Origin of the sequence: Salinicoccus sesuvii (assembly GCF_042648145.1) — a bacterium.
GTDB classification, from domain to species: Bacteria; Bacillota; Bacilli; order Staphylococcales; family Salinicoccaceae; genus Salinicoccus; species Salinicoccus sesuvii.
In genome coordinates this window covers 443,625-465,798 of record NZ_JBHRWV010000007.1, presented here as the reverse complement: position 1 = coordinate 465,798, position 22,174 = coordinate 443,625, and the positions used below count along the sequence as shown (strand labels likewise).

Annotated in this window: 21 protein-coding genes; 18 read left to right on the top strand and 3 right to left on the bottom strand. The window is 44.3% G+C overall.

The annotated features are described in order from the left end of the window. The 3 genes from ACFOJ8_RS08095 to glgA are packed head-to-tail and all read left to right on the top strand — an operon-like array spanning position 1 to position 3,690. Positions 1–1,158 carry a glucose-1-phosphate adenylyltransferase gene (locus ACFOJ8_RS08095; protein ID WP_380655016.1) on the top strand — a complete coding sequence of 386 codons (1,158 nt, stop codon included), beginning with the start codon at positions 1–3 and terminating at the stop codon, positions 1,156–1,158. Next, entirely contained in the window at positions 1,151–2,254 is a 1,104-nt protein-coding gene (gene glgD, locus ACFOJ8_RS08090) for a glucose-1-phosphate adenylyltransferase subunit GlgD (RefSeq protein ID WP_380655014.1), read from the top strand. Before ACFOJ8_RS08095 ends, glgD begins: the two co-directional genes overlap by 8 nt. Positions 2,255–2,280: 26 nt before the next feature. After that, on the top strand, positions 2,281–3,690 hold the full coding sequence (gene glgA / locus ACFOJ8_RS08085; protein ID WP_380655011.1) for a glycogen synthase GlgA: 1,410 nt from the start codon (positions 2,281–2,283) through the stop codon (positions 3,688–3,690). Between the two features lie 33 nt (positions 3,691–3,723). Here glgA and ACFOJ8_RS08080 read toward each other — a convergent pair whose 3' ends face one another. Beyond that, on the bottom strand, positions 3,724–5,427 hold the full coding sequence (locus tag ACFOJ8_RS08080; RefSeq protein ID WP_380655008.1) for an Rqc2 family fibronectin-binding protein: 1,704 nt from the start codon (positions 5,425–5,427) through the stop codon (positions 3,724–3,726). A 140-nt stretch (positions 5,428–5,567) separates the two neighbouring features. Here ACFOJ8_RS08080 and gmk point away from each other — a divergent pair, with 140 nt between their 5' ends. The 11 genes from gmk to ACFOJ8_RS08025 all read left to right on the top strand — a co-directional run bounded on the left by gmk (position 5,568) and on the right by ACFOJ8_RS08025 (position 18,484). Further along, entirely contained in the window at positions 5,568–6,191 is a 624-nt protein-coding gene (gmk, locus tag ACFOJ8_RS08075) for a guanylate kinase (protein WP_380655007.1), read from the top strand. Then, complete coding sequence (rpoZ, locus tag ACFOJ8_RS08070; protein WP_380655004.1) at positions 6,191–6,385, top strand: DNA-directed RNA polymerase subunit omega; 195 nt, start codon at positions 6,191–6,193, stop codon at positions 6,383–6,385. The genes gmk and rpoZ overlap by 1 nt, the downstream gene beginning before the upstream one ends. A 38-nt stretch (positions 6,386–6,423) precedes the next feature. After that, a complete protein-coding gene (coaBC, locus tag ACFOJ8_RS08065) occupies positions 6,424–7,611 on the top strand; it encodes a bifunctional phosphopantothenoylcysteine decarboxylase/phosphopantothenate--cysteine ligase CoaBC (RefSeq protein ID WP_380655001.1) in 1,188 nt (395 codons plus the stop codon). Next, positions 7,611–9,992, top strand: coding sequence for a primosomal protein N' (priA, locus tag ACFOJ8_RS08060; RefSeq protein WP_380654998.1), 2,382 nt, complete (start codon positions 7,611–7,613; stop codon positions 9,990–9,992). Before coaBC ends, priA begins: the two co-directional genes overlap by 1 nt. 12 nt (positions 9,993–10,004) lie before the next feature. Then, a complete protein-coding gene (fmt, locus tag ACFOJ8_RS08055; RefSeq protein ID WP_380654997.1) occupies positions 10,005–10,955 on the top strand; it encodes a methionyl-tRNA formyltransferase in 951 nt (316 codons plus the stop codon). Beyond that, positions 10,956–12,254 carry a 16S rRNA (cytosine(967)-C(5))-methyltransferase RsmB gene (rsmB, locus tag ACFOJ8_RS08050; protein WP_380654994.1) on the top strand — a complete coding sequence of 433 codons (1,299 nt, stop codon included), beginning with the start codon at positions 10,956–10,958 and terminating at the stop codon, positions 12,252–12,254. It abuts the gene before it with no gap. Continuing rightward, a complete protein-coding gene (rlmN, locus tag ACFOJ8_RS08045; protein ID WP_380654991.1) occupies positions 12,254–13,357 on the top strand; it encodes a 23S rRNA (adenine(2503)-C(2))-methyltransferase RlmN in 1,104 nt (367 codons plus the stop codon). Before rsmB ends, rlmN begins: the two co-directional genes overlap by 1 nt. Before the next feature lie 2 nt (positions 13,358–13,359). Further along, positions 13,360–14,106 carry a Stp1/IreP family PP2C-type Ser/Thr phosphatase gene (locus ACFOJ8_RS08040; protein WP_380654988.1) on the top strand — a complete coding sequence of 249 codons (747 nt, stop codon included), beginning with the start codon at positions 13,360–13,362 and terminating at the stop codon, positions 14,104–14,106. Next, positions 14,103–16,400 (top strand): Stk1 family PASTA domain-containing Ser/Thr kinase, encoded by a 2,298-nt coding sequence (pknB, locus tag ACFOJ8_RS08035; RefSeq protein WP_380654985.1) that lies wholly within the window; start codon positions 14,103–14,105, stop codon positions 16,398–16,400. Before ACFOJ8_RS08040 ends, pknB begins: the two co-directional genes overlap by 4 nt. 65 nt (positions 16,401–16,465) lie before the next feature. Then, on the top strand, positions 16,466–17,737 hold the full coding sequence (locus tag ACFOJ8_RS08030) for a cytochrome P450 (RefSeq protein ID WP_380654981.1): 1,272 nt from the start codon (positions 16,466–16,468) through the stop codon (positions 17,735–17,737). A gap of 63 nt (positions 17,738–17,800) precedes the next feature. Further along, complete coding sequence (locus ACFOJ8_RS08025) at positions 17,801–18,484, top strand: sirohydrochlorin chelatase (RefSeq protein ID WP_380654978.1); 684 nt, start codon at positions 17,801–17,803, stop codon at positions 18,482–18,484. Between the two features lie 52 nt (positions 18,485–18,536). On the opposite strand, the gene ACFOJ8_RS08020 is transcribed toward ACFOJ8_RS08025, so the two are convergent. After that, on the bottom strand, positions 18,537–18,842 hold the full coding sequence (locus ACFOJ8_RS08020; RefSeq protein ID WP_380654975.1) for a rhodanese-like domain-containing protein: 306 nt from the start codon (positions 18,840–18,842) through the stop codon (positions 18,537–18,539). Positions 18,843–18,930: 88 nt separating this feature from the next. Between ACFOJ8_RS08020 and rsgA the strand changes: the two genes are divergently transcribed. From rsgA to ACFOJ8_RS08000, 4 genes are read left to right on the top strand one after another with little or no spacing between them, the layout of a single operon-like run. Then, positions 18,931–19,797, top strand: coding sequence for a ribosome small subunit-dependent GTPase A (gene rsgA / locus ACFOJ8_RS08015; protein WP_380654973.1), 867 nt, complete (start codon positions 18,931–18,933; stop codon positions 19,795–19,797). 1 nt (position 19,798) lies between these two features. Then, positions 19,799–20,443 carry a ribulose-phosphate 3-epimerase gene (gene rpe / locus ACFOJ8_RS08010; protein WP_380654970.1) on the top strand — a complete coding sequence of 215 codons (645 nt, stop codon included), beginning with the start codon at positions 19,799–19,801 and terminating at the stop codon, positions 20,441–20,443. 4 nt (positions 20,444–20,447) lie between these two features. Further along, positions 20,448–21,071 carry a thiamine diphosphokinase gene (locus ACFOJ8_RS08005; RefSeq protein WP_380654968.1) on the top strand — a complete coding sequence of 208 codons (624 nt, stop codon included), beginning with the start codon at positions 20,448–20,450 and terminating at the stop codon, positions 21,069–21,071. A 15-nt stretch (positions 21,072–21,086) separates the two neighbouring features. Then, positions 21,087–21,788, top strand: a complete 702-nt coding sequence (locus tag ACFOJ8_RS08000) for a DUF554 domain-containing protein (RefSeq protein WP_380654965.1) — start codon at positions 21,087–21,089, stop codon at positions 21,786–21,788. Between the two features lie 41 nt (positions 21,789–21,829). Here the strand turns inward: ACFOJ8_RS08000 and rpmB are convergent, their stop codons facing one another. Next, positions 21,830–22,018, bottom strand: a complete 189-nt coding sequence (rpmB, locus tag ACFOJ8_RS07995) for a 50S ribosomal protein L28 (RefSeq protein WP_380654962.1) — start codon at positions 22,016–22,018, stop codon at positions 21,830–21,832. Positions 22,019–22,174: the final 156 nt, after the last annotated feature.

Sequence of the window (22,174 nt, the reverse complement as noted above, 5' to 3'; positions counted from 1 at the left end):
ATGACTAACAAAACAGTAGCAATGTTATTGGCAGGTGGACAAGGTACCCGCCTTGGAGAACTGACAAAGGACCTTGCAAAACCGGCAGTACCTTTCGGAGGTAAATACAGAATTATTGATTTCACCATGAGCAATCTTGCGAACTCCGGCATATCGACTGTCGGCCTGCTCGTACAGTATTCTCCCCTTGTTCTCAATAAGCACATCGGTATTGGAAAACCCTGGGGACTCGATCGTCAGTTTGGTGGAATCAGTATACTGTCTCCTTATTCAAGCCGCGAGGGCAGTGCTTGGTTCAGCGGCACGGCAGATGCAATCGTCAAAAACATGCATTTTGTAGAACAATATGAGCCAGATGAATTGATCATTCTAAGTGGGGACCATATATATCAGATGGACTACACTAAGATGCTTGATTTCCACAGAAGTAACAATGCAGATGCAACAATCTCTGCTATCGAAGTACCATTCGAAGATGCAAATCGCTTTGGTATACTTAATACGAACGAGGATTTTAGCATCTATGAATTTGATGAGAAACCGGAGCATCCGAAAAACAATCTGGCTTCCATGGGTGTCTATATTTTTAACTGGAAACAAATCAAACCGTATCTATTGGAAGATGAAAAAGACGAAGCAAGCGATCATGATTTTGGTAAAGATATTATACCGAAACTTCTAGATGACAGTAAGCGTCTATACGCGTATAGATTCGACGGTTATTGGAAGGATGTCGGAACAATTAAGAGCTACTGGGAAGCGAATATGGATCTATTGAAAGAGGATCTACAAACGTTGCTGATGTCTCAAGAATGGCCGACCTATCCAAATGAAGAGAACCGTCCACCAGAATATATTGGTGAAACTGCGCAAGTCAGCAACTCACTTATTTCTCCGGGATCCTTCATCGAGGGCACGATTGATAACTCTATTCTATTCGTTGGTGTAGAGACTAAAGAAGGCGCCAACATTAGAGACTCTATCATCTTCCCAGACGCTGTTGTCGGTAATAATGTAACGCTAGAGCGTGTTATCGTGATGTCGGAAGTGGAAATACCTGATGGCACAAGCATTGTGGCAACTGACGAAGAACCGATTGTTATCAGTGCGAACACTTTGAACGAATATATTTCAGAAGGAGGCAGTCAAAATGAATAAAGAACTACTTGGCATAATCAACTTGGAGCCTGAACAGGACTATCTAAATGAACTGACCTACTTCAGAAGCAGTGGGTCGGTCCCTTTCATGGGTCGCTATCGTCTGATCGACTTTACAATTACTAACATGGTGAACTCTGGTGTCAACGTGGCAGGAGTCTTCGCAGGAAATAAATTCAGATCCCTTCTTGACCATTTGAATCGCAAGGAGGAGTTCGGTTTCGAAGGCAAGAACGCAAGAATATTTGTACTTCCTCCCGACTGGAATGATCCTTCAGATATTTCACAGGGTGACTTGAAGTATTTCCATAATCATGCTGACCTTCTCAGACGTTCAAAGGCAGAACATGTTATTGTTTCTGGCACACAGTTCGTCTCAAATGATAATTATACGCAAGCAGTGAAATCCCACAGGGACTCAGGAAGAGATATTACGTTTATCGGAGAGGATGTATCGGGGAACGTACCTGAAAGTCCCGTGCTCAGAATGGTAACTGAAGGCGATGACCTCAAAGGCTTCACTCATGATCAGAGTAATGGACATCTTTATACAGGCGTCTACATTATTAAGAAGCATGTGCTTGAGAGCATAGTGCAGTTCTGCATTGATAACTATAAACAGAATCTCTTCCACCATGGCATAAGGGAACAGCTTGAGAACTATAATACTGGCTTCCACAATATAGACAGCAACACTCTGTATTTCTATTCCGTCCAGTCTTACTTCAATAACAGTATGGCACTGCTTGATAAGGACCGTTACCGTGATTTCTTCTACGGCCAGAAAAAGTTCAGAACGAAAATAAGCACTAATCCGCCAACGCTTTATAAGAAAGGGAGTAGTGTCAAACGTTCTGTTGTTGCCAACGGAGTCAAGTTGGAAGGTTCAGTCGAGAACTCTGTCATCTCAAGAAACGTCTGGATCGGTGAAGGGGCTACTGTCAAAAACTCAATCATATTTGCAAATTGCTCTATTGAGCCTGGTGCACATCTTGAGAATGTTATTCTTGATAAGGATGTCAGAATTACTGAAGGCCGACAATTAGTGGGATCTGAAGAGAAGCCATATGTGGTCGCTAAGCGTTCTACAATTTAACTTTGATACGAGAAAGAAGTGACAGTATGAAACATGTATTATTTGCTGCGAGTGAATGTACCCCGTTCATTAAGTCCGGAGGACTTGCAGATGTGATTGGTAGCCTACCGCAAGGGCTCTCAAAAGAAGGGGCAAAAGTTTCCGTCATCCTCCCCCTTTATAAGGAGATCATTAATTCAGAATACCGTCAGGATATGGAAGAAGTAATGATTTTCAATACCCCAGTGGGATGGCGCAACCAATATACGCGTATTTTGAAGTATGAGGGTCGCGGCATTACCTATTATTTCGTTGACAATGAATATTATTTCAATCGTGACGGATTATACGGTTATATAGACGATGGAGAGCGCTTTGTCTATTTCTCCAACGCCATCATTGAGTTTATGTACAGAGTGGAAGCACACTTTGATGTATTCCACTGCCATGACTGGCAGACAGGCGCTGCAGTGGCAATTGCCAGCATAAAACGCCCACACCAAGGTATGAAGACAGTATATACGATTCATAATATACAGTATCAGGGCTGGATTGAAGAATCTGCCTTCAGTGAACTATTCAATCTGGATAGAGATCATTATGCAGGTTTCGAATGGCAGGGCATGCTCAATATGATGAAAGCGGCCATCCACCATGCTGATACGATCACAACTGTTTCAGAGACTTATGCATCTGAAATAATGACGCCATTTTTCGGTGAAGGTCTTGAAAGTGTGCTGGAGTACAGACGAGAAGATCTCCATGGCATCATCAATGGCCTTGATGTTACCGACTATAACCCAGTTAAAGATGAGGCATTGTACTATCGGTACCGATCCTCGCGTAAGACTAAAATGAAGAACAAAACGGCACTTCAGCAGGATCTCGGTTTGAAGGTAGACGAGAATATTCCGCTTTACGGAATTGTAACCCGTCTTGTGTCGCAAAAAGGAATCGATCTAATTGAACATATCATGCACGAATTTCTGAGTGAGGATGTGCAACTCGTTGTTCTTGGTTCCGGCGAACAAGAATATGAGGAGTATTTCAAGTCACTCGTTTACAATTTTCCGAACCAAGTTCACGTCACGCTTGGCTTTAGTGAAACTTATGCAAGAAAACTTTATGCTTCAAGTGATTTCTTCATCATGCCAAGTCTGTTTGAACCGTGCGGTCTGGGTCAGTTGATTGCTATCCGTTATCTGACAGCGCCGATTGTCAGAGAAACGGGTGGTCTTAAAGATACAGTCATCCCATACAATGAGTTCGATCAGACGGGCAATGGGTTCTCATTTGAAAACTATAATGCACATGAACTACTCAATGCGATGAAATACAGTCTTTACATTTTCCATCAGAAGTCTCATATGGAAGCTCTGTGCAAAAATATGACGGCGGCGGATTACAGTTGGGCCAAGTCGGCGGAGCAATACCTTGACCTCTATGCAACTAAATAAAAATCATCGTACGGTTTCCCGTACGATGATTTTTTAATTTGTTCTGCCACGTTCCATAGAAGTGATTCGCTGTCTGTCCGGTGTTATATAGACCGTCTTTTGATCGGTGTAGGTGACAAAGCCAGGTTTTGCCCCACTGACTTTATGGACATGTCTGATTTCCGTGTAATCGACGGGCACTGATTCTGAATCTTGAGCTTTCGAATGGTAGGCTGCGAGCATTGCTGCGTCCAATATATCTTGCTCTTTTATTTCAGAAGCAGGGCTAGCGATGACAACATGGGAGCCCGGGATGTCTTTTGTATGAAACCATAGGTGATTGTTTTGAGCCTTCTTGGTCGTCAAATAATCATTCTGCTTGTTGTTCTTACCGACCAGGACATTAAGTCCATTTGATGTCGTATATGCGTGGAGCTGTATCTTCTGGCTCTTCTTTTTAGTATTTTTACGCTTATTTTTGATGATGCCCTGATCGATAAGTTCTTCGCGTATTTCATCGACTTCCTCTTCTGTCGTGATGCTGTCCATCTGGTGGAGGAGATTGGTAAGATACTCCATATCTTCGCGTGCCCGGTCAAGCTGGATCCCAGCACTACTTTCCCGTGCTTTGAGTTTGTTATAGCGTTTATAATACTTTTGGGCATTGTCGCTGGCGGAAAGATGTGCGTCGAGCGGGATAGTGACGGGTTGGTTTGTATAATAGTCGATCACTTCGAGCTGGGCATCATACGGTTTTACCTGGTGCATATAGGCAGTGAGCAGTTCGCCGTACTTCTGATACTTATCCTTCTCCTCTGCTTCTTTAAGATCTTCTCTAAGTTTGTCCATTTTTCTTGAAGTCTTATCATATTCGCGCTCAATGAGTTGCAAATAGTCCTGAGCCTTTTGTTTTATGAGTGATTTTCTGTATCTGTCATGATAATAGTGGTCCATCAATTCAGACAATGAATCATAAGTCTGGTCCGCTGTTCCCAAATGGGCAAGTGGCGTAAAGTAAAAAATCTCTTTGTCATTTCTGCTATAAAGCACGGGATTAATATTCTCTGCCTGTGCAAGCGTTTCTTGTATGGTTGGGACAATATTTTTTATGGTGAAATATTCCGCATTATGTTGGACTTCCTTGACGAATAGGGGGCTGAATCCTTCAGTATTGGCCACAATCTGCTGATTGATCTTTCCTCTGTTAAAATCGATCAGCCCAGGCAGTGATTCCAGTTCCGCGTTCCTTGGATTGACTTTCGGGTCAGTAGGTGGGGCAGTATAGTCGAAACCGGGCATGATTGTCCGTCTATTATTGTTAGGTGTGAGATGTTTAATACCGTCCAGAATCCTATAGTCTTGGTCAGTGATAATGATATTCGAATGACGCCCCATGATTTCCAGAATGAGTATCCTCTTAATTTCATCACCGATCTCATTCCTCGACTGTATATGGACCTCGACCCTACGATCATTTCCAAGCTGACGGATTTCCTGTATGATGCCACCTTCAAGGTGTTTTCTTGCAACACGCAGAAACATTGGTGGTTCAAAGGGGAACTCGTATTTCTGGTTGGTCAGGTGAAAACGCGCATACATTGGATGTGCGCTGATGAGCAGATGGTGGTTACTTCCCGCAGAACGCACCTTAAAAATCATTGATGTTTCATCTATCTGCTGTATTCTATTGATTTTGCCGCGGCGGAGCACTTCTAATTCTGAAAGAAGTGCATGGACAAAGTTGCCGTCGAATGCCATGGTTTCGTCCTCCTAGTTTAGACTATCCAATATTTTAACATGAAACGTGAGGTCTTTGTTCAAGGTGGTGATTTAATGATGAATTTTTCTTTTGAATATGGTACATTAAGATATAATTACAAATAGAAAGGTAACGTGTTATGACTTCAGACAAGGGACTGCTGATTGTTCTATCCGGCCCGTCCGGTGTAGGAAAAGGGACCGTCAGAAAGGCGATTTTCGACCATCCGGATACGGATTTTAAATATTCCATTTCAATGACGACGAGAGAGAAGCGTGAAGGTGAAGTGGATGGTGTGGATTACTTCTTTAAAGCCAAAGAGGAGTTCGAAGCACTGATCGAGCAGGATAAATTTATTGAATATGCTCAATATGTAGGCAATTATTATGGTACCCCAGTCGATTATGTGGAGCAGACGATGACTTCCGGCCACGATGTCTTTCTGGAAATTGAAGTTGAAGGCGCAAAGCAGGTGAGAGAGAAATTCCCAGAAGCGCTATTCATCTTTTTGGCACCACCGGATCTAGCTCAGCTTGAAAAGCGGCTTGTAAATCGCGGTACAGACTCTCCGGAAATAATAAAACATCGTATAGATGAGGCGAAACGTGAACTTAAACTGATGAACCTGTATGATTACGTTGTAATTAATGACGATGTGGATCATGCACGACAACGGGTACAATGCATCGTTGAAGCTTCCCATATGAAGCGGGCACGTGTCGAATCAAAATTAAGAAAAATGCTACTGGAGGTTAACCAATAATGCTATACCCATCAATCCATGATTTGAAAAAGAATGTAGACTCCAAATACCGCCTCGTGACTATGGCTGCCAAGCGCGCCCGTCATCTTCAGGATCATCCCGATGATCTCGCAATGGATGATTATGAAACGTTGAAAACAGTAAGTCGGGCATTAGAAGAGATTGCCCTGAACAAAGTTAAGCAAAAACACTAGCTGACAAATTTTTGTCAGCTTTTTTATGAGGTGAAGACATGGCAAATATTGTAATCGGTGTTGCCGGTGGAATTGCTGCATACAAAGCTGTGGATCTGACAAGCAAGCTGATCCAGTCCGGTCATGCTGTCCGTGTTGTGCTGACTGAAAATGCTCAGGAATTTGTAACACCACTTGCTTTTCAGGCGATCAGCCGCAATCACGTCTATACAGATACTTTCAAAGAAGAAGATCCGTCAGTCATTTCCCATATTAGCATCGGGGAATGGGCGGATATTATTGTTGTTGCACCCATAACAGCCAATACGATCAGTAGATTAGCAAACGGACTTTACGACAACATGTTACTCAATGTACTTGCTGCGAATACTAAACCCGTCGTTTTGGCACCCGCAATGAATGTCAATATGTATAACCAACCAGCTGTCCAAAGAAATATACAAACCTTGATGAACGATGGGTATCGCTTAATCGACTCGGAATCTGGGTTTCTTGCATGCGGCTACAATGCAAAAGGCCGTATGGCGAATGTACCTGAAATAAAGGCCTATTTAGAAGAACTGCTTGAAACAGGAGAAAAGTTTAAAGGGAAAAAAGTGGTAATCACAGCAGGACCTACTCAGGAAGCAATTGATCCTATCCGCTATATCACCAACCATTCGAGCGGCAGAATGGGATATGCGTTGGCCGAAGCAGCAAACCGTCAGGGTGCCGAAGTGGTTCTCATCAGCGGACCAGTCAATCTGTCTGCACCATACGGTGTCAAAGTTATTGATGTAGTATCAACAGACGAGATGTTTGCAGCTGTAAAGGCTAATATGGATGCAGATCTCGGCATTTTCACTGCAGCGGTTAGCGATTTTACGCCAGTATCTCCACTAGATAGCAAGCTGAAGAAACAAGGCGGGGGGAATATTTCGATAGATATGAAGCAGACACAAGACATTCTTCATTATGCAGGGGAAAACAAATCGAATATGTATGTTGTTGGGTTTGCTGCTGAAACTAATGATGTCGAAAAGTATGCGCTTGATAAACTTAAACGTAAAAATGCTGACTGCATCGTCATGAACGATGTATCTGACCCCTCAATTGGCATGAACAGTACCGACAACGAGGTTGTCTTGCTCTTTAAAGAAGGCGAACGTATCCCTTTGGAAAAGATGGACAAAATGCTCCTGGCAGAGCGCATCATTGATCTGCTTTCAAAGAGGTGGACCGATTAATGTTTGCTTCAGTCATAGTTGATATACCGAGCAAAAGCGTCAACCAGGTGTTCGACTACCGAATCCCTAACGGCATGGAAGACTTGATAAAAGTGGGCCACCGTGTGCTTGTCCCATTTGGTCCAAGAACGATTCAAGGCTATGTCATGTCAATTGATGATAAAACGGATTTCGATCCAGCGAGAATCAAAGAGATCGCACGTACACTTGACATAGAGCCGGTATTGACGAAGGAAATGATTACAATCGCAATGTATCTGGCAGACTACTATGTCGACCAGTACATCAGCGTCATAGAGACAATTTTGCCAGCTGCACTCAAAGCGAACTATAAGAAAGTGCTTAGGCTTGGTGAATCTCCTTCCATGGCAGCTAGGAATGCATTCGCAAAAGTTTCAGGTGAGACAGAAATTGAGGTGAAACGTCTTGATCCAAGTGTCATCAAAACTTTAGCCCCCTATTTAAAATCTGGGGACATTCATGAGGAGACAATCATCACCCAGCATACAAAAAAGAAAATGGCACTTGCGGTGCACTCACTGAATGAACAGGCGATCGATCTCTCCCGTGCTAAAAAGCAACAGGAACTCTACGATGTCATTAATGCATCTTCAGAACCGATTTTCATTAGAAATCTGGTCAATGATGGTTTTTCCAATGCGCTGATTAATGCACTTCATAAGAAGGGTCTGATTGCAAAAGTGGAGATTGAGATGGAGCGTGATCCATACAGTGATCGTGTGTTTACAATCGATCCTCCGAAAGTACTCAATCCCGAGCAGCAACATGCATACAGTAGAATCACCTCATCCATGGATGCAGAAGAAGCGAAAACATTTTTACTTCACGGCATAACGGGCAGCGGCAAGACTGAAGTCTACCTCCAGATCATCCAAAAAGCGCTTGACGAAGGGAAAACAGCCATCATGCTGGTGCCTGAGATTGCTCTGACTCCGCAGATGGTTAACCGTTTCAAACGGCGTTTTGGAGATGATGTGGCGGTGCTGCACTCAGGTTTGTCCTCCGGTGAAAAATATGATGAATGGCGTAAGATCAAGGAGAATCGTGCACGTGTTTCTGTCGGTGCAAGGAGTAGCATATTCGCCCCGTTTCAAAATATTGGTGTAATCATCGTGGATGAAGAGCATGAGACGACGTATAAGCAGGGCGATCGTCCAATGTATCATGCAACGGAAGTGGCAAAGTTCAGAAGCACTTACCATAACTGCCCGCTGATTCTTGGTACTGCGACACCAAGTCTCGAAACCTTCGCAAGAAGTGAGCGCGGTGTGTATGAACGGCTTGAATTGACAACGAGAGCGGGTACGAAAGTACTGCCTGAAATACGTGTTGTCGATATGTCAGAAGAACATCGGACTGGTAATACCTCCATCATTTCTGGGACACTTGAAGCAGGTATCCGGGAAAGGATCGGAAAAGGGGAACAGACAGTACTTCTACTGAACCGCCGGGGATATTCCAACTTCCAAATCTGCCAGAGCTGCGGGCACGTACCGATGTGCCCAAACTGCGACATCTCTCTGACTTACCATAAGTCCAATCGCAGCCTCATGTGTCATTACTGTGGCTATGAAAGTGCAGTGCACAAAACGTGTGATAACTGTCAGAGTGACGAAGTAACTTTCCGCGGCACTGGTACCGAGAAAGTAGAAGAGATACTCCGGGACATGTTCGACACAGATGTGGTCAGAATGGATAATGATACGACGAGAAGGAAAGGCATGCATGAAAAGCTGCTCGATCACTTCGAACAAGAAGAGATTCCGATACTGCTCGGTACACAGATGATTGCTAAGGGACTCGATTATCCAAAAGTCACACTGGTCGGCGTATTGAATGCCGATACGATGCTTAACCTACCGGATTTTAGAGCGAATGAAAAAACCTACCAGCTGCTGACGCAGGTGTCCGGTCGTGCTGGACGTCATGAACTCTCTGGGGAAGTAATCTTCCAAACCTATAACCCGACACATTATGCGATACAGTTAGCTAAGGAAAGTGACTATAGAACCTTCTATGAAAAAGAAATGGCGTTCAGGCGACTCGCACGCTATTCACCGTACTATTTTCACGTCCTTTTTACGATCTCGAGTGAGGATATTAGGAAATGTCTAAAGGCGACCACACATATTCATGATACGCTGGTTCAAGAAGTCTCAGATCAGTCCATCATCGTCGGCCCGTCACCAAGTCCACTCGAGCGTATCAATCGACAATACCGTTTCCAAATCATGCTTAAATACAAAAGAGAGCCAGAGCTGCTCAAAATGCTCAATGCATTGGATGAACACTATCATGAAGCATATAAGACGGAGGGGATATCTCTCAGAATCGATGTGGATCCGTTAGTGATCATGTAGGAGGAATAGATTATGACTGAAACTATTATATTTATGGGTACACCGGATTTTTCCGTACCAATATTAAAACGGCTACATGACGAATATCAGGTTGCCATGGTCATCAGCCAGCCCGATAAGCCTGTAGGGAGAAAACGCGTGCTGACATCACCACCTGTAGCTGAAACGGCAAAGGCACTCAATATCCCATTGTTCCAGCCTGAGCGTATAAGGGATGAAGCAGCGCTTGAAAAAATTGCAGAAATAAAGCCAGATTTGATCATCACGGCAGCTTATGGTCAGATACTGCCCAAAGCGTTGCTTGACATTCCGCCGCTTGGTGCCATCAATGTCCATGCCTCCCTCCTGCCAAAGCATAGAGGTGGGGCACCGATTCACCGAGCTATTATGGAAGGTGACACTGAAACAGGTGTCACAATCATGTATATGGCTGAAGGGCTTGATAGTGGAAACATCATCAGTAGTCGCCGGACACCGATTGAGGATCAGGATGATACAGGAATACTACATGACAGGCTTTCGGCAATTGGTGGAGATTTACTGATGGATACGCTCCCCGACATATTCTCTGAGCAGAACAACAGTATTCCGCAGGATTCTGAGCTAGTGACAGTCAGCCCCAACATCTCGAAGGCTGATGAGAAGATCGACTGGACGAGGGATGCCCGAGAAGTGTTCAACCATATCCGAGGCTTGTCCCCTTGGCCTGGTGCTTATACGGAAATAGAAGACAAGCGTCTAAAAATATACGAAGTGAAAATATCTGAAAGTACACCCAAGGAAATGAACTACATCCCGGGTACCATTGTAGATACAACGCCTGAAGGCATCACCATCGTCTGCGGTGATGGTGGAACCATTGAAGCCATCACTGTACAGATTGCAGGCAAGAAGCGGACGACGGCCATCGAATTCGCAACGGGTAGACAAGTCGTCGGCACCGTACTCGGGCAGGTGGAGTAGATGCAACTGCGTGAAATGGCACTTGAGGCCTACAGTAGAGTAATGGACGAAGGTGGCTACAGTAATATCGTACTGAACGATATGATCAAAAGTAGCGACCTCGCTCCGAATGACCGTGGTCTGCTTACAGAGATCGTATATGGTACAATTTCGAAAAAGCTGACCATCCAGTTCTATATCAGACCATTCATCCGTACAAAACTGAAACGTTGGCAGAAAAACCTACTCGACATCACCGTTTATCAGATTGTCTGGCTCGACCGTGTCCCCAACTATGCTGCTATCAATGAAGCGGTCGATATTGCCAAAAAGTGGGGCGGCCCCCAGGCAGGAAAGGCGATTAATGGCATATTGAGAAACTTTGAGCGTGAACCGCTTGAAGATATTTCAAAGATCAAAAGCGAGACGCTGCGATTATCTATCGAGACAAGTATTCCAGAGTGGATCATCACCCACTGGAAGATACATCACGGCATCGGCGGTGCGGCGGAAATCGCTCACGCACTGAACGATCGTCCGAAAATGTATATTCGGACAAATACTACGCGCATATCTCGAGATGCACTCGTGGCGAATCTCCTTGATGAAGGGTTCAGCGCCATTCCGTCTGAAATACAAAAGGATGCCATCGAAGTCAAAGGAGAAGTGCTCCAATCCGACTTGTATCAAAAAGGCTTCTTTAGCATACAAGATGTTAGTTCCATGCTCGTCAATGATGCACTATCGCCTGAATCAGACGATGTCATTCTCGATGCGTGCAGTGCACCGGGGGGGAAAGGACTCCATGCACTTGAGAAAGTACCCGGAGGTCATGTTGATCTGAGTGATATCCACGAGCATAAGATTCCATTGATAGAACAGCAAGCTGAACGCCTGGATTTGAGTGGGTATGAAACCTTCCAAGGGGATGCAACAAAAAAGGTCTATCCTCGCCAGTATGACCGTATCATTGTAGACGCACCATGCTCAGGCCTCGGAGTCATCCGCAGAAAACCGGAAATCAGATACGAACGCAGGGCAGAAGATGTCGATTCACTGGTCGACCTCCAGCTCGAAATTTTAGCCAATATAAAACAATACTTGAAGCCTGGCGGAGTACTTGTATACTCCACTTGTACCATCCATCAGATGGAGAATGAAAATGTGGCCTATACATTCATGAAAGAAAATGACGATATCGAGTTCGATCCATTTGTGCTCGAAGCATTTGATTTTGAAGGTCCATACCGACAAATCCTGCCTCAAGAAGTAGGGACGGATGGATTTTTCATCGCCAGATTCAGAAAGAAGGAAAAATAATGATTCAAAGACCACCCAAAAAACCGATAAAGAACATTAGACAACCTGATTTTGACCAGCCCTCTATCTATTCGCTATCTCTCACTGACCTTGAAGCACTTGCACTTGAGTGGGGGGAAGATAAGTACCGTGGCGGACAAATATTCGAATGGCTCTACACACACCGTGTCGACCGCTTCGAAGATATGATGAACTTGCCAAAAAGTATGCGCGAAGCGCTTGCTGAGAGCTACAACATCGATCCCCTTGAGACCGTTGTAAAACAAGAGAGTAAGGATGGCACGATGAAGTTCCTTTTCCGTCTACGCGACGGCTATACGATCGAAACTGTACTAATGCGCCACGATTACGGTAATTCCGTCTGTGTTACGACACAGGTTGGATGTCAGATCGGCTGTAGTTTCTGTGCTTCCACACTCGGAGGATTAAAACGGAACCTCGAAGCAGGTGAGATTGTTTCTCAAATCGTGCAGATTCAGAAGGTACTGGACGATACAGATGAGCGTGTTAGCAGCGTCGTCATTATGGGTATTGGTGAACCATTCGAAAACTATGTCCAAATGATGCAATTCCTAAGAATCATCAACCATGATGATGGTTTAAATATTGGTGCCCGTCATATTACGGTATCAACAAGTGGAATTGTCCCAAGAATCTACGATTTTGCAGACGAAGATATCCAGATTAATTTTGCCGTGAGCTTGCATGCGGCAGATAATGATATAAGAACACGTCTCATGCCAATCAACCGTGCCTATGATATCGATAAGCTGATGGAATCGTTGAAGTATTACCAACAGCAAACGAATCGCAGAATTACTTTCGAATATGGTCTGTTTGGTGGCGTTAATGACCAACCGGAACATGCGCGTGAATTGAGTGAACTGATCAAGGACTTGAAGTGCCATGTTAACCTCATCCCCGTCAATCATGTGCCGGAGCGAAACTATGTACGCACGAGCCGGGACGATATTTTTGGATTTCTCGAAACATTGAACGAGTGCGGGGTCAACGCTACACTCAGAAGAGAACAAGGTACCGATATAGATGCTGCTTGTGGACAACTCAGAGCAAAAGAATCAAAAAACGAAACGGGGGAATAGCTTTGAAAGTGATCGATCGGAGTATTCGTGGCGACTATAGGGAGCTCAACGAAGACGTTACAGGTATTTTTGAGAATGGCACTGGCCAAATGCTGATGCTTGTGGCCGATGGCATGGGGGGCCATCGGTACGGGGACGTCGCAAGCCGGTACGTACACGATGAAATCAAAGCGGCCTGGATTGAAGAAAATCTTTTCAATGTGGAAGAAGGCGTTGAATTTTTGCGACGCCTCGTAATGGATGTAAATAGACGGATGTACGACTACCAACAAGAAAATCCGGAGTATCAGGGCATGGGAACAACGCTTGTACTATGCGCACTCATTGACGAGTCGATTGTCGTACTCAATGTTGGTGACTCACGAGCCTATGCAATGAATGATCGTGCCATTGAACAAGTGACGAGCGACCATTCATTCGTCAATCTGTTGGTCGAATCAGGAGAAATCACACCTGAGGAAGCGAAACATCATCCGAAGCGTAACATTATTACAAAAGCACTCGGGACAGACCGTCTGATCCAAGCAGACGTCTTCAGGCTCAGGAACAGGCAATATGATTATCTGCTGCTGGCTTCTGATGGGCTGACAGACAACCTCGATGACAGTGAACTTCACGACACTATTATCCGTGAGGGGGTCGAGATATCGGATAAAGCTTCACAATTGGTCGAACAGGCGCAAAAAAGTGGGTCTACGGACAATATCAGTCTCGTTCTCGCGGACTTGAAAGCGAGTGGCTCGGATTGATCGGCAGTATCGTCTCGGATCGATACCGTGTGACTGCGTACTTAGGTGGGGGGATGAGTTCAGTATATTTGGCGCACGATATCATACTGGACCGTGAAGTTGTCCTGAAGATGATCAAGATTGATCATCATAACCGAGAGAAGTCAAAGGCGCGGTTCCAAAGAGAGGTGGAGAGTACGATCCACCTTGCACATCCCAATATTGTTAGTGTGCTGGATGTCGATGAGTCCGAAGAATACCATTTACTTGTAACTGAAGTCGTTCATGGACCGACACTGAAAGCCTTCATTGATGAAAATCATCCTATTGCGATCGATGAAGTTATTCGCATCAGTGAGATGGTATTGAAGGGTATAAGGCATGCGCACAATGCTGGTATCATCCATCGGGATATAAAACCTCAGAACATACTGATGAATGAGTCGAATCAGATTAAGATAACGGATTTTGGTATAGCCAAAGCGCTAAGCGAGACCCGCCTGACTGAAACAAACCAAGTGATGGGGTCGGTGCAGTACATTTCTCCTGAGCAAGCAAAGGGACAGGTAACGGATGAACGAACAGATATCTATTCATTTGGCATCGTACTCTACGAATTGATCACATCCAAGCTGCCTTTTGATGGAGAAACTCCGGTATCCGTAGCTTTAAAGCATATTTCAGAACCGTATCCGAATATCTCACAACATAGAGAAGTTCATGGAGATCTGGCGTATATTGCCTACAAATGTACTGAAAAGGATCTGAATCGTCGTTATCGTCACGTTGATGATGTGCTCAAGGATTTGAATAGCTTCAAGGAAGGCCGACCAATCAATGCACCCGTTCTGCCCATGGATATGGAAAGTACGGTCGAATCTCCAGCACTCATTTCACCAGTGTCTGAAGAACAAGAGCCAGAGGCAAACGCTCCCGCACGAAAGAGACGGCGTATGATTTGGTTGTTGCCAATATTATTGATACTTGGTGCCATCATTTTGCTCTTGTCTCCAATCTGGTCGGGAGATAGTTCAGTTGTTCTGCCAGACATGCAAGATATGACTTTGGAAGAAGCCGAAACATTTCTTGACGACAATGGACTTGTGCTTGGAGAAATAACTGAGGAGTATAATAGTAACTTCGAAGTAGATCGTATCATCGAGACATCGCCTGTTTCCGGTGCTGAAATAGAAAAAGGTGGGACCGTGGACCTTATTGTCAGCAGAGGAGAAGAGCCCTACATAATGGAGGACTTTACTGGTGAAAGATACAATGATGTCCTCAGTTCAATCAATAGTCTTGGCTTTGCTTCACTCGAAGTGAATGAAGCGCATGATGACTCTGAACCTGGAACGATTGTCTCCCAATCTGTAGAGCCAGGCGAAGAAGTAGATCCAGGAGAGACATCACTCACACTCACTATCTCACAAGGTATTGAGCCAATTGAAATGCGTGACTACAGAGGACAGCTCTATGATTCAGCAGTGCAAGATGAAATCGCGGAACAGGGCTTTACTGTCGACTTGGAACAGATATACGACGATGCGGAATCCGGGACAATCTTGCGGCAATCTATAGAGCCCGGCGATGAAGTTGTCCCTTCGGAAGAGACACTTGTACTATCCATCTCCCAAGGACCTGAAACAACCGTTATATCCGATTACACAGGACAGTCGTACGACGAAGTGAAAGATACACTCGAAACGCTCGGCTTTGAAGTCGAAGCAACAGAGGAAAATGATGATGCCGATGTCGGCACTATCCTCTCACAGTCCATAGAGCCCGGTACCGAGGTCGTCCCCGGGTCGGAAACATTGCGATTTACCATCTCAGAGGGGCCAGAACGAGTTGAAATCACTGACTATACCGGCGAGCCATACGATACAGCTAGAAAGGCCCTCGAGGATCAGGGGTTCACGGTTGAAATGATTCAGGAAGCCTACAGCAGTGAAGTGGAAGAAGGTAGTGTAATCAGCCAGACTCCGGACGAAGGGGAGCTGGTTCCAGGGGAGACCAACGTCCGTATGATTGTTTCGCTCGGAGAAGAGCCCGTGCGTGAAAGGGAGTTCGTCAGGCAAATCGATATTCCTTATAGTGATGATGATTCTGAAGAAGGGGATAATACTGAACCGGTAACAGTGGAAATCTATATTGATGATAAGACACGGTCCATAGAAGATGTCTCAGATACAGTCGAGATTACTGAAGATACAGACTATACAATCAGCCTAGTCATTCAGGAAGGGGAAGCAGCTGCCTACCGTATTGAACGTGAGGGTGATGTTGTAGCAGAAGAAAAGGTTCCATACGAGTAATTGTTGGCATATATGTTATGATTTATATATAATGGTTTAGGAATACTGAAATTGGAGGAGAACTTATGAGCACAATCAAGAGAGACAAAGGTCTCGATAATACGCTTAAAGTCATGAAAGAAGGATATCTCTATACAACCAACCAACGACAACGTCTTGGTGCAGACAATATTTTCGAAACACGTGGGCTTGGTGGTAAACGCATTATCGTTCTCAGCGGAAAGAAAGCAGCAGAAACTTTCTACGACAATGACAAGATCGAGCGTAAAGGTACACTACCAAAGCGTGTAGTCAATACACTTTTCGGCCAAGGTGCCATCCACACGACGACAGGAAAGAAACACATTGATAGAAAAGCCCTCTTCATGTCCTTGATGACAGAAGGCAATCTCAAACACCTCAGAGAATTGACACGCAACCACTGGTATATGAATACACACAGAATGGAACAGATGGATCAGATTAACATTTACAGAGAATCTATCATTCTTCTGACTAAAGTGGGTACCAAGTGGGCAGGCGTCCAGGCACCTGAAGAGAAGATTGAGGAGATTGCGACTGATATGGATATCATGATCGACTCCTTCAGAGGTCTCGGAACAGCGTTTAAAGGTTATAAATCTTCAGTCAAAGCACGTCGTCGTGTTGAAGATTGGCTTGAAGACCAGATCATCCAGACACGTAAGGGCAAGATTCATCCTCCTGAAGGTACTGCTCTTTACGAGTTTGCGCACTGGGAAGATTATCTCGGGAACCCGATGGACTCCAGACTATGTGCGATTGATCTGATGAATACTTTCCGTCCTCTGATTGCGATCAACCGTTTCGTTTCCTTCGGTCTGCTTGGAATGCACGAACACCCAATTTCAAAAGAAAAGATTAACAACGAAGAAGATTATGCTTACATGTTCTCCCAAGAGGTCAGACGTTTCTATCCATTCGTTCCTTTCCTTCCTGCGAAAGCGAAAACTGACTTCCACTTTGATGGTCACAAAATAGATAAGGATACGATGCTACTACTTGATATCTATGGCACAATGCATAGGGAAGACGTATTCGAGAATCCGAACGAATTCCGTCCTGAGCGTTTCCTTGATTGGGATGGTAGTCCGTTCGATCTAATTCCACAAGGTGGCGGCGACTATTACACGAACCACCGTTGTGCGGGCGAATGGATGACTGTTATCATCATGGAAGAAACAATGAAATATTTTGCAGGCAGAATCACTTACGATGTGCCTGAACAGGACTTACGTGTAGATCTCAACAGCATTCCAGGATATGTCAAGAGTGGCTTTATCATTGAGAATGTCAAAGAAAATCTTGATCGCGGATAACTTTAACTATAGAAGACTGCAGACATCGTCTGCAGTCTTTTTATTGCATAAGGAGGGACGAATTTGGAACGGATTATCGTACTGCATGGCTCGAAGAATGAAAAAAGAAATGACGTGCTTACCGAACGTCTTGCTCACCTAATGGGAACGGTCTCTGATTATAGTGTGGCATTCGTTGAAAGTCGCGAACGAGGTGTCGATCAAGTAATTGAAAAACGGATAGAGCAGGGGCAAAGTCGTTTTAACATTGTACCGGCACTTTTCTTTTCAGCGTCGCACTATTGCCATGATATTCCTAGAGCGATTGAGAAGGTCAGGGAAAGCCATAATTTCGAATATACAATGGCCCCTGTACTCAGCCATCACCCGTTTATGAAGTGTCTTATTGAAAAACGTATGTCCGAGCTACCACCCGATGGTGCTGTCATTGTAATGGCACATGGAAATACAGAATACGAAATGGCGGATTACGAGATGAAGAATCTGGTCTCCGGGATGGAGACCGATCGTTCTGTTTTCCCTGCCATGCTCAAAGGACAACTCTCGGTGGAAGGTGTTTTGAGGGAAGTAAGAAAGAAGCATAGAGTGTTATGTGTTGTACCAATTGTACTTGAAGACGGTTTTGTGACCTCGAAAATGAAAGATGCGGTGATGACGCATGCAGAAGATCTTACGGTCGCATTTGCTCCTGCAATCAACTACGACCCCATACTTAAAGAGATTCTGCTAAGTCATATGAAATTATAGACACGGTGCAACCATATAAAAAAGGTGTCCATATGGACACCTTTCATTTTGATTATATATGATTCACTGGACCGTCATAGTCCAGTATGCCGCCTTCAACATTGACTGCGTCATAGCCATTGTCGATCATATAGTTTTGGACTTGTGCACTGCGTTTGCCTGAACGGCACATGACGTAGTACTTTTTGTCTTTGTCGAGATTACCGAGTGCACTGTCGAAGCTCGACATCGGATAGTGATGCGCGCCTGGAACGAAGCCCGTTTCTTCAAGCTCCTCCCTCTCTCTGACATCTAGTAGCACGTTATCGGGATTTTGTGTTACGCGATGAACTTCGCTTGCATGTATTGCATCAGTCATGCTATGTCCTCCTCATATTAAATCTATTCATATTTTATCATAAAGTCTGGAACTGTTATAATGAAGAAAAATGAGTTCGGGGTGAAGTATGCTGGAAGGTAGAATTGTAAAAGCATTAAGTGGGTTCTATTATGTGGAATCAGAAGGCAGTCTTTATGAAACAAGAGCACGGGGACTGTTCAGGAAAACGAAAGAATCGCCACTTGTTGGCGATATCGTAACCTTTCAGGTTGAAAATGAAAATCAAGGGTACATCGGAGAAATACATGAACGCAGAAACGCATTAGTGCGTCCACCGGTTGCCAATATCGATCAAGTCCTAGTAACAATGAGTATGAAGTCACCTGAGTTCAGCTACTATCTCTTGGACCGCTTTTTGGCTTATGCCGAGGCCCACGACATTGAACCGGTCATCGTAGTTACGAAGACGGACCTTGCTGAAGGAGATGCATATCAGGAAAAAATTGCATCAGTATACCAAGGAACATATGATATCCATTTCACTGACCGGGATCATATTAATGAAGCATTGAAAGATATTTTCAAAGACAAACTCAGTGTACTCGCTGGCCAGTCGGGTGTTGGCAAGTCCACACTTCTGAATACGCTTGTACCAGAACTTGCGCTTATTACCAATGAAATATCCAATGCATTGAATCGAGGCAAGCATACCACAAGGCACGTTGAACTGGTTAAAATCGGGGGTGGTCTGATTGCTGATACACCGGGATTCAGTACAATTGAATTCAGCGAATTGGACAAGCATAATCTGAAATTCTGTTTCCCAGATTTCAATTATTACAGTGCTTCATGTAAGTTTCGTGAGTGCCAACATATCAAGGAGCCAAAATGTGGCGTCAAGGACGCAGTCACAGCCGGTGAACTGGCTGAAAGCCGATACAGTAGCTATACAGCCATCTATCAAGAAATCGAAAACAGAAAGGCGCGTTACTAACATGGTAAAAATTCTTCCTTCACTGCTTGCCAGTGACTTTACAAAGCTTGGACAAGACATAAAGAAGATGGAGGCAGCAGGTGCTGATCTATTCCATCTCGATATTATGGATGGACAGTTCGTTCCAAATATCTCTTATGGCCTGCCTGTTGTGGAAGCCATCAGCGAAGTGGCTTCCCTCCCGCTTGATGTCCACCTTATGACAAACGATCCGGGACAATTCATAGATGAGTTCAATAGAATGGGCGTCAGCATGATATCTTTTCACATCGAGGCGACAAATCATCCGCACAGATTGATGCAGTATATACAGGAGCGAGGTATGAAAGCTGGCATTGTACTCAATCCGCATACACCTGTGTCATCCATACACCATCTGCTTCAGGAGATTGACTACATCCTTATCATGACGGTCAATCCTGGTTTTGGTGGGCAGAAATTTATCAATGATGGTGTGGAAAAGATTAAGATGCTCAATACTTTAAGGCAAGAAAATAGTTATGGATATGAAATCGAAGTGGATGGTGGTATTAATGATGAGACTGCTAGCATCTGCAAAGAAGCTGGCGCAGATCTGCTCGTCAGTGGATCACACCTGTTTAAATCGGAGGACTGGAAGGCTGCAGTCTCTAGAATGAAGGGGTGAAAGCATGCATATGAATGTGCTGATCAGAGAAGATCAATCGGATATATTGAAAAGTAGGTGTGATGAAGCATGGACTGGTGTCGATCGTGGTGTCTACCTATTGTTAAATGAGAGTATCATGCCAATGCATACTTACGGGGACTTTGACTCCGTGAGCGGTGAGGAGTGGGAGTATATAAAAACACGCATGGCAGTTACTCCAGTACCTGCTAGAAAGGATGACACTGATCTTGAAATGTGTTTGCATGATCTTGTAGAGCGGGGCTATAGTTCAATTGACGTATATGGAGCAACCGGTGGTAGACTTGATCATATGCTTGGTAACATGTTTCTGCTTATGCATGGGGACTTCAAGAAAGCGGATATACGGATTATTGATAATCAAAATGTCATGCAGCGTTTAGGCGCAGGAAGTCACGAAGTTGAAAAGGCAGTGGGTATGAAATATGTCTCTTTCATTCCATATTTTTCAGGAACAAAAGTCACCCTTGAAGGATTCGAGTACGATCTTGATGAAAGAGTACTATCTCTTGGTTCTACGCTCACCATCAGCAACGAATTTGTGAAAAGTCCTGCAAAAGTCCGTACAAATGAACCGTTAATTATGATACAATCCAAGGATGATTAGTAAAGGAGAGAACTAATGATTCTTACGGGTGCATTTATCAATGGGCTGGCGATTGTCGTTGGTGGACTCTTGGGACTGATATTTACCTTCATACCGGAATACATAAAAGATTCGATTATGAAGATACAAGCACTTGTCATTATTACGCTCGGCATCCAGATGGTAGTACAGGCAGAAGATATTATTCTGACTCTGCTCAGCCTGATCGTTGGCGTGGTTATCGGAGAAGTTGTCCGACTTGAAGAACTGCTCAATCGCTTCGGGCATTGGTTGGAATTCAAGCTGGGCGATAAACATGCGGGAACGCTATCGCAGGGTCTCGTTTCCGGGACACTCGTATTCATTGTAGGTGCCATGGCGATTGTTGGCGGACTAGACGCCGGACTCAGAGGGTCAAATGAAGTACTTTTCACTAAATCGATCATGGATTTCTTCATCGCTATAGTGATGACGACAACTTATGGCATGGGTGTTATCATCTCTGGTATTCCGACATTTCTATATGAGTCCGGAATCATCCTTTCCGCTCAGCAAATTGCCCAATTCATTCCTGAGCCGGTACTCGATGACATGATTGATCAGGTCACAGGGACCGGTGGGGTCATTCTGCTTGCGATTGGTCTCAACATGCTCAACGTCACACATATGCGTGTTGGCAACATGATACCAGCGATATTCACAGCAATGCTTATGGTCTATCTGATAAATATTATATAATAAAAAAACCATCTGACACTGTCAGATGGTTTTTTTAGATATTAAACGCGTTCAACTTTACCGGACTTAAGCGCACGAGTTGAAACCCATACTTTTTTCGGCTTGCCGTCAACCAAGACTCTTACTTTCTGCAGGTTAGCACCAAAACGTCTTTTGTTAGCGTTCATCGCGTGTGAACGATTGTTTCCTGAAGCCGCTTTACGACCAGTGAAATAGCATTCTTTAGCCATATTTTTCATCTCCCTTTATAAGAATTACCATAAACATTCAATGTTGGTTTAATTGCATACTCTAATATAATACATTATTTTGATCTGTACGTCTACATCAAAAGTTTTGTCAGTGGACGTATGCGGTATGGATAGTGCTCCATTAAAGCTGGAACT

What these genes read in the sequence shown, in the direction of transcription:
- ACFOJ8_RS08095 (WP_380655016.1), top strand. Translation starts at nt 1, where the DNA reads ATGACTAACAAAACAGTAGCAATGTTATTGGCAGGTGGACAAGGTACC.
- glgD (WP_380655014.1), top strand. Translation starts at nt 1,151, where the DNA reads ATGAATAAAGAACTACTTGGCATAATCAACTTGGAGCCTGAACAGGAC.
- glgA (WP_380655011.1), top strand. Translation starts at nt 2,281, where the DNA reads ATGAAACATGTATTATTTGCTGCGAGTGAATGTACCCCGTTCATTAAG.
- ACFOJ8_RS08080 (WP_380655008.1), bottom strand. Translation starts at nt 5,427, where the DNA reads ATGGCATTCGACGGCAACTTTGTCCATGCACTTCTTTCAGAATTAGAA.
- gmk (WP_380655007.1), top strand. Translation starts at nt 5,568, where the DNA reads ATGACTTCAGACAAGGGACTGCTGATTGTTCTATCCGGCCCGTCCGGT.
- rpoZ (WP_380655004.1), top strand. Translation starts at nt 6,191, where the DNA reads ATGCTATACCCATCAATCCATGATTTGAAAAAGAATGTAGACTCCAAA.
- coaBC (WP_380655001.1), top strand. Translation starts at nt 6,424, where the DNA reads ATGGCAAATATTGTAATCGGTGTTGCCGGTGGAATTGCTGCATACAAA.
- priA (WP_380654998.1), top strand. Translation starts at nt 7,611, where the DNA reads ATGTTTGCTTCAGTCATAGTTGATATACCGAGCAAAAGCGTCAACCAG.
- fmt (WP_380654997.1), top strand. Translation starts at nt 10,005, where the DNA reads ATGACTGAAACTATTATATTTATGGGTACACCGGATTTTTCCGTACCA.
- rsmB (WP_380654994.1), top strand. Translation starts at nt 10,956, where the DNA reads ATGCAACTGCGTGAAATGGCACTTGAGGCCTACAGTAGAGTAATGGAC.
- rlmN (WP_380654991.1), top strand. Translation starts at nt 12,254, where the DNA reads ATGATTCAAAGACCACCCAAAAAACCGATAAAGAACATTAGACAACCT.
- ACFOJ8_RS08030 (WP_380654981.1), top strand. Translation starts at nt 16,466, where the DNA reads ATGAGCACAATCAAGAGAGACAAAGGTCTCGATAATACGCTTAAAGTC.
- ACFOJ8_RS08020 (WP_380654975.1), bottom strand. Translation starts at nt 18,842, where the DNA reads ATGACTGATGCAATACATGCAAGCGAAGTTCATCGCGTAACACAAAAT.
- rsgA (WP_380654973.1), top strand. Translation starts at nt 18,931, where the DNA reads ATGCTGGAAGGTAGAATTGTAAAAGCATTAAGTGGGTTCTATTATGTG.
- rpe (WP_380654970.1), top strand. Translation starts at nt 19,799, where the DNA reads ATGGTAAAAATTCTTCCTTCACTGCTTGCCAGTGACTTTACAAAGCTT.
- ACFOJ8_RS08005 (WP_380654968.1), top strand. Translation starts at nt 20,448, where the DNA reads ATGCATATGAATGTGCTGATCAGAGAAGATCAATCGGATATATTGAAA.
- ACFOJ8_RS08000 (WP_380654965.1), top strand. Translation starts at nt 21,087, where the DNA reads ATGATTCTTACGGGTGCATTTATCAATGGGCTGGCGATTGTCGTTGGT.
- rpmB (WP_380654962.1), bottom strand. Translation starts at nt 22,018, where the DNA reads ATGGCTAAAGAATGCTATTTCACTGGTCGTAAAGCGGCTTCAGGAAAC.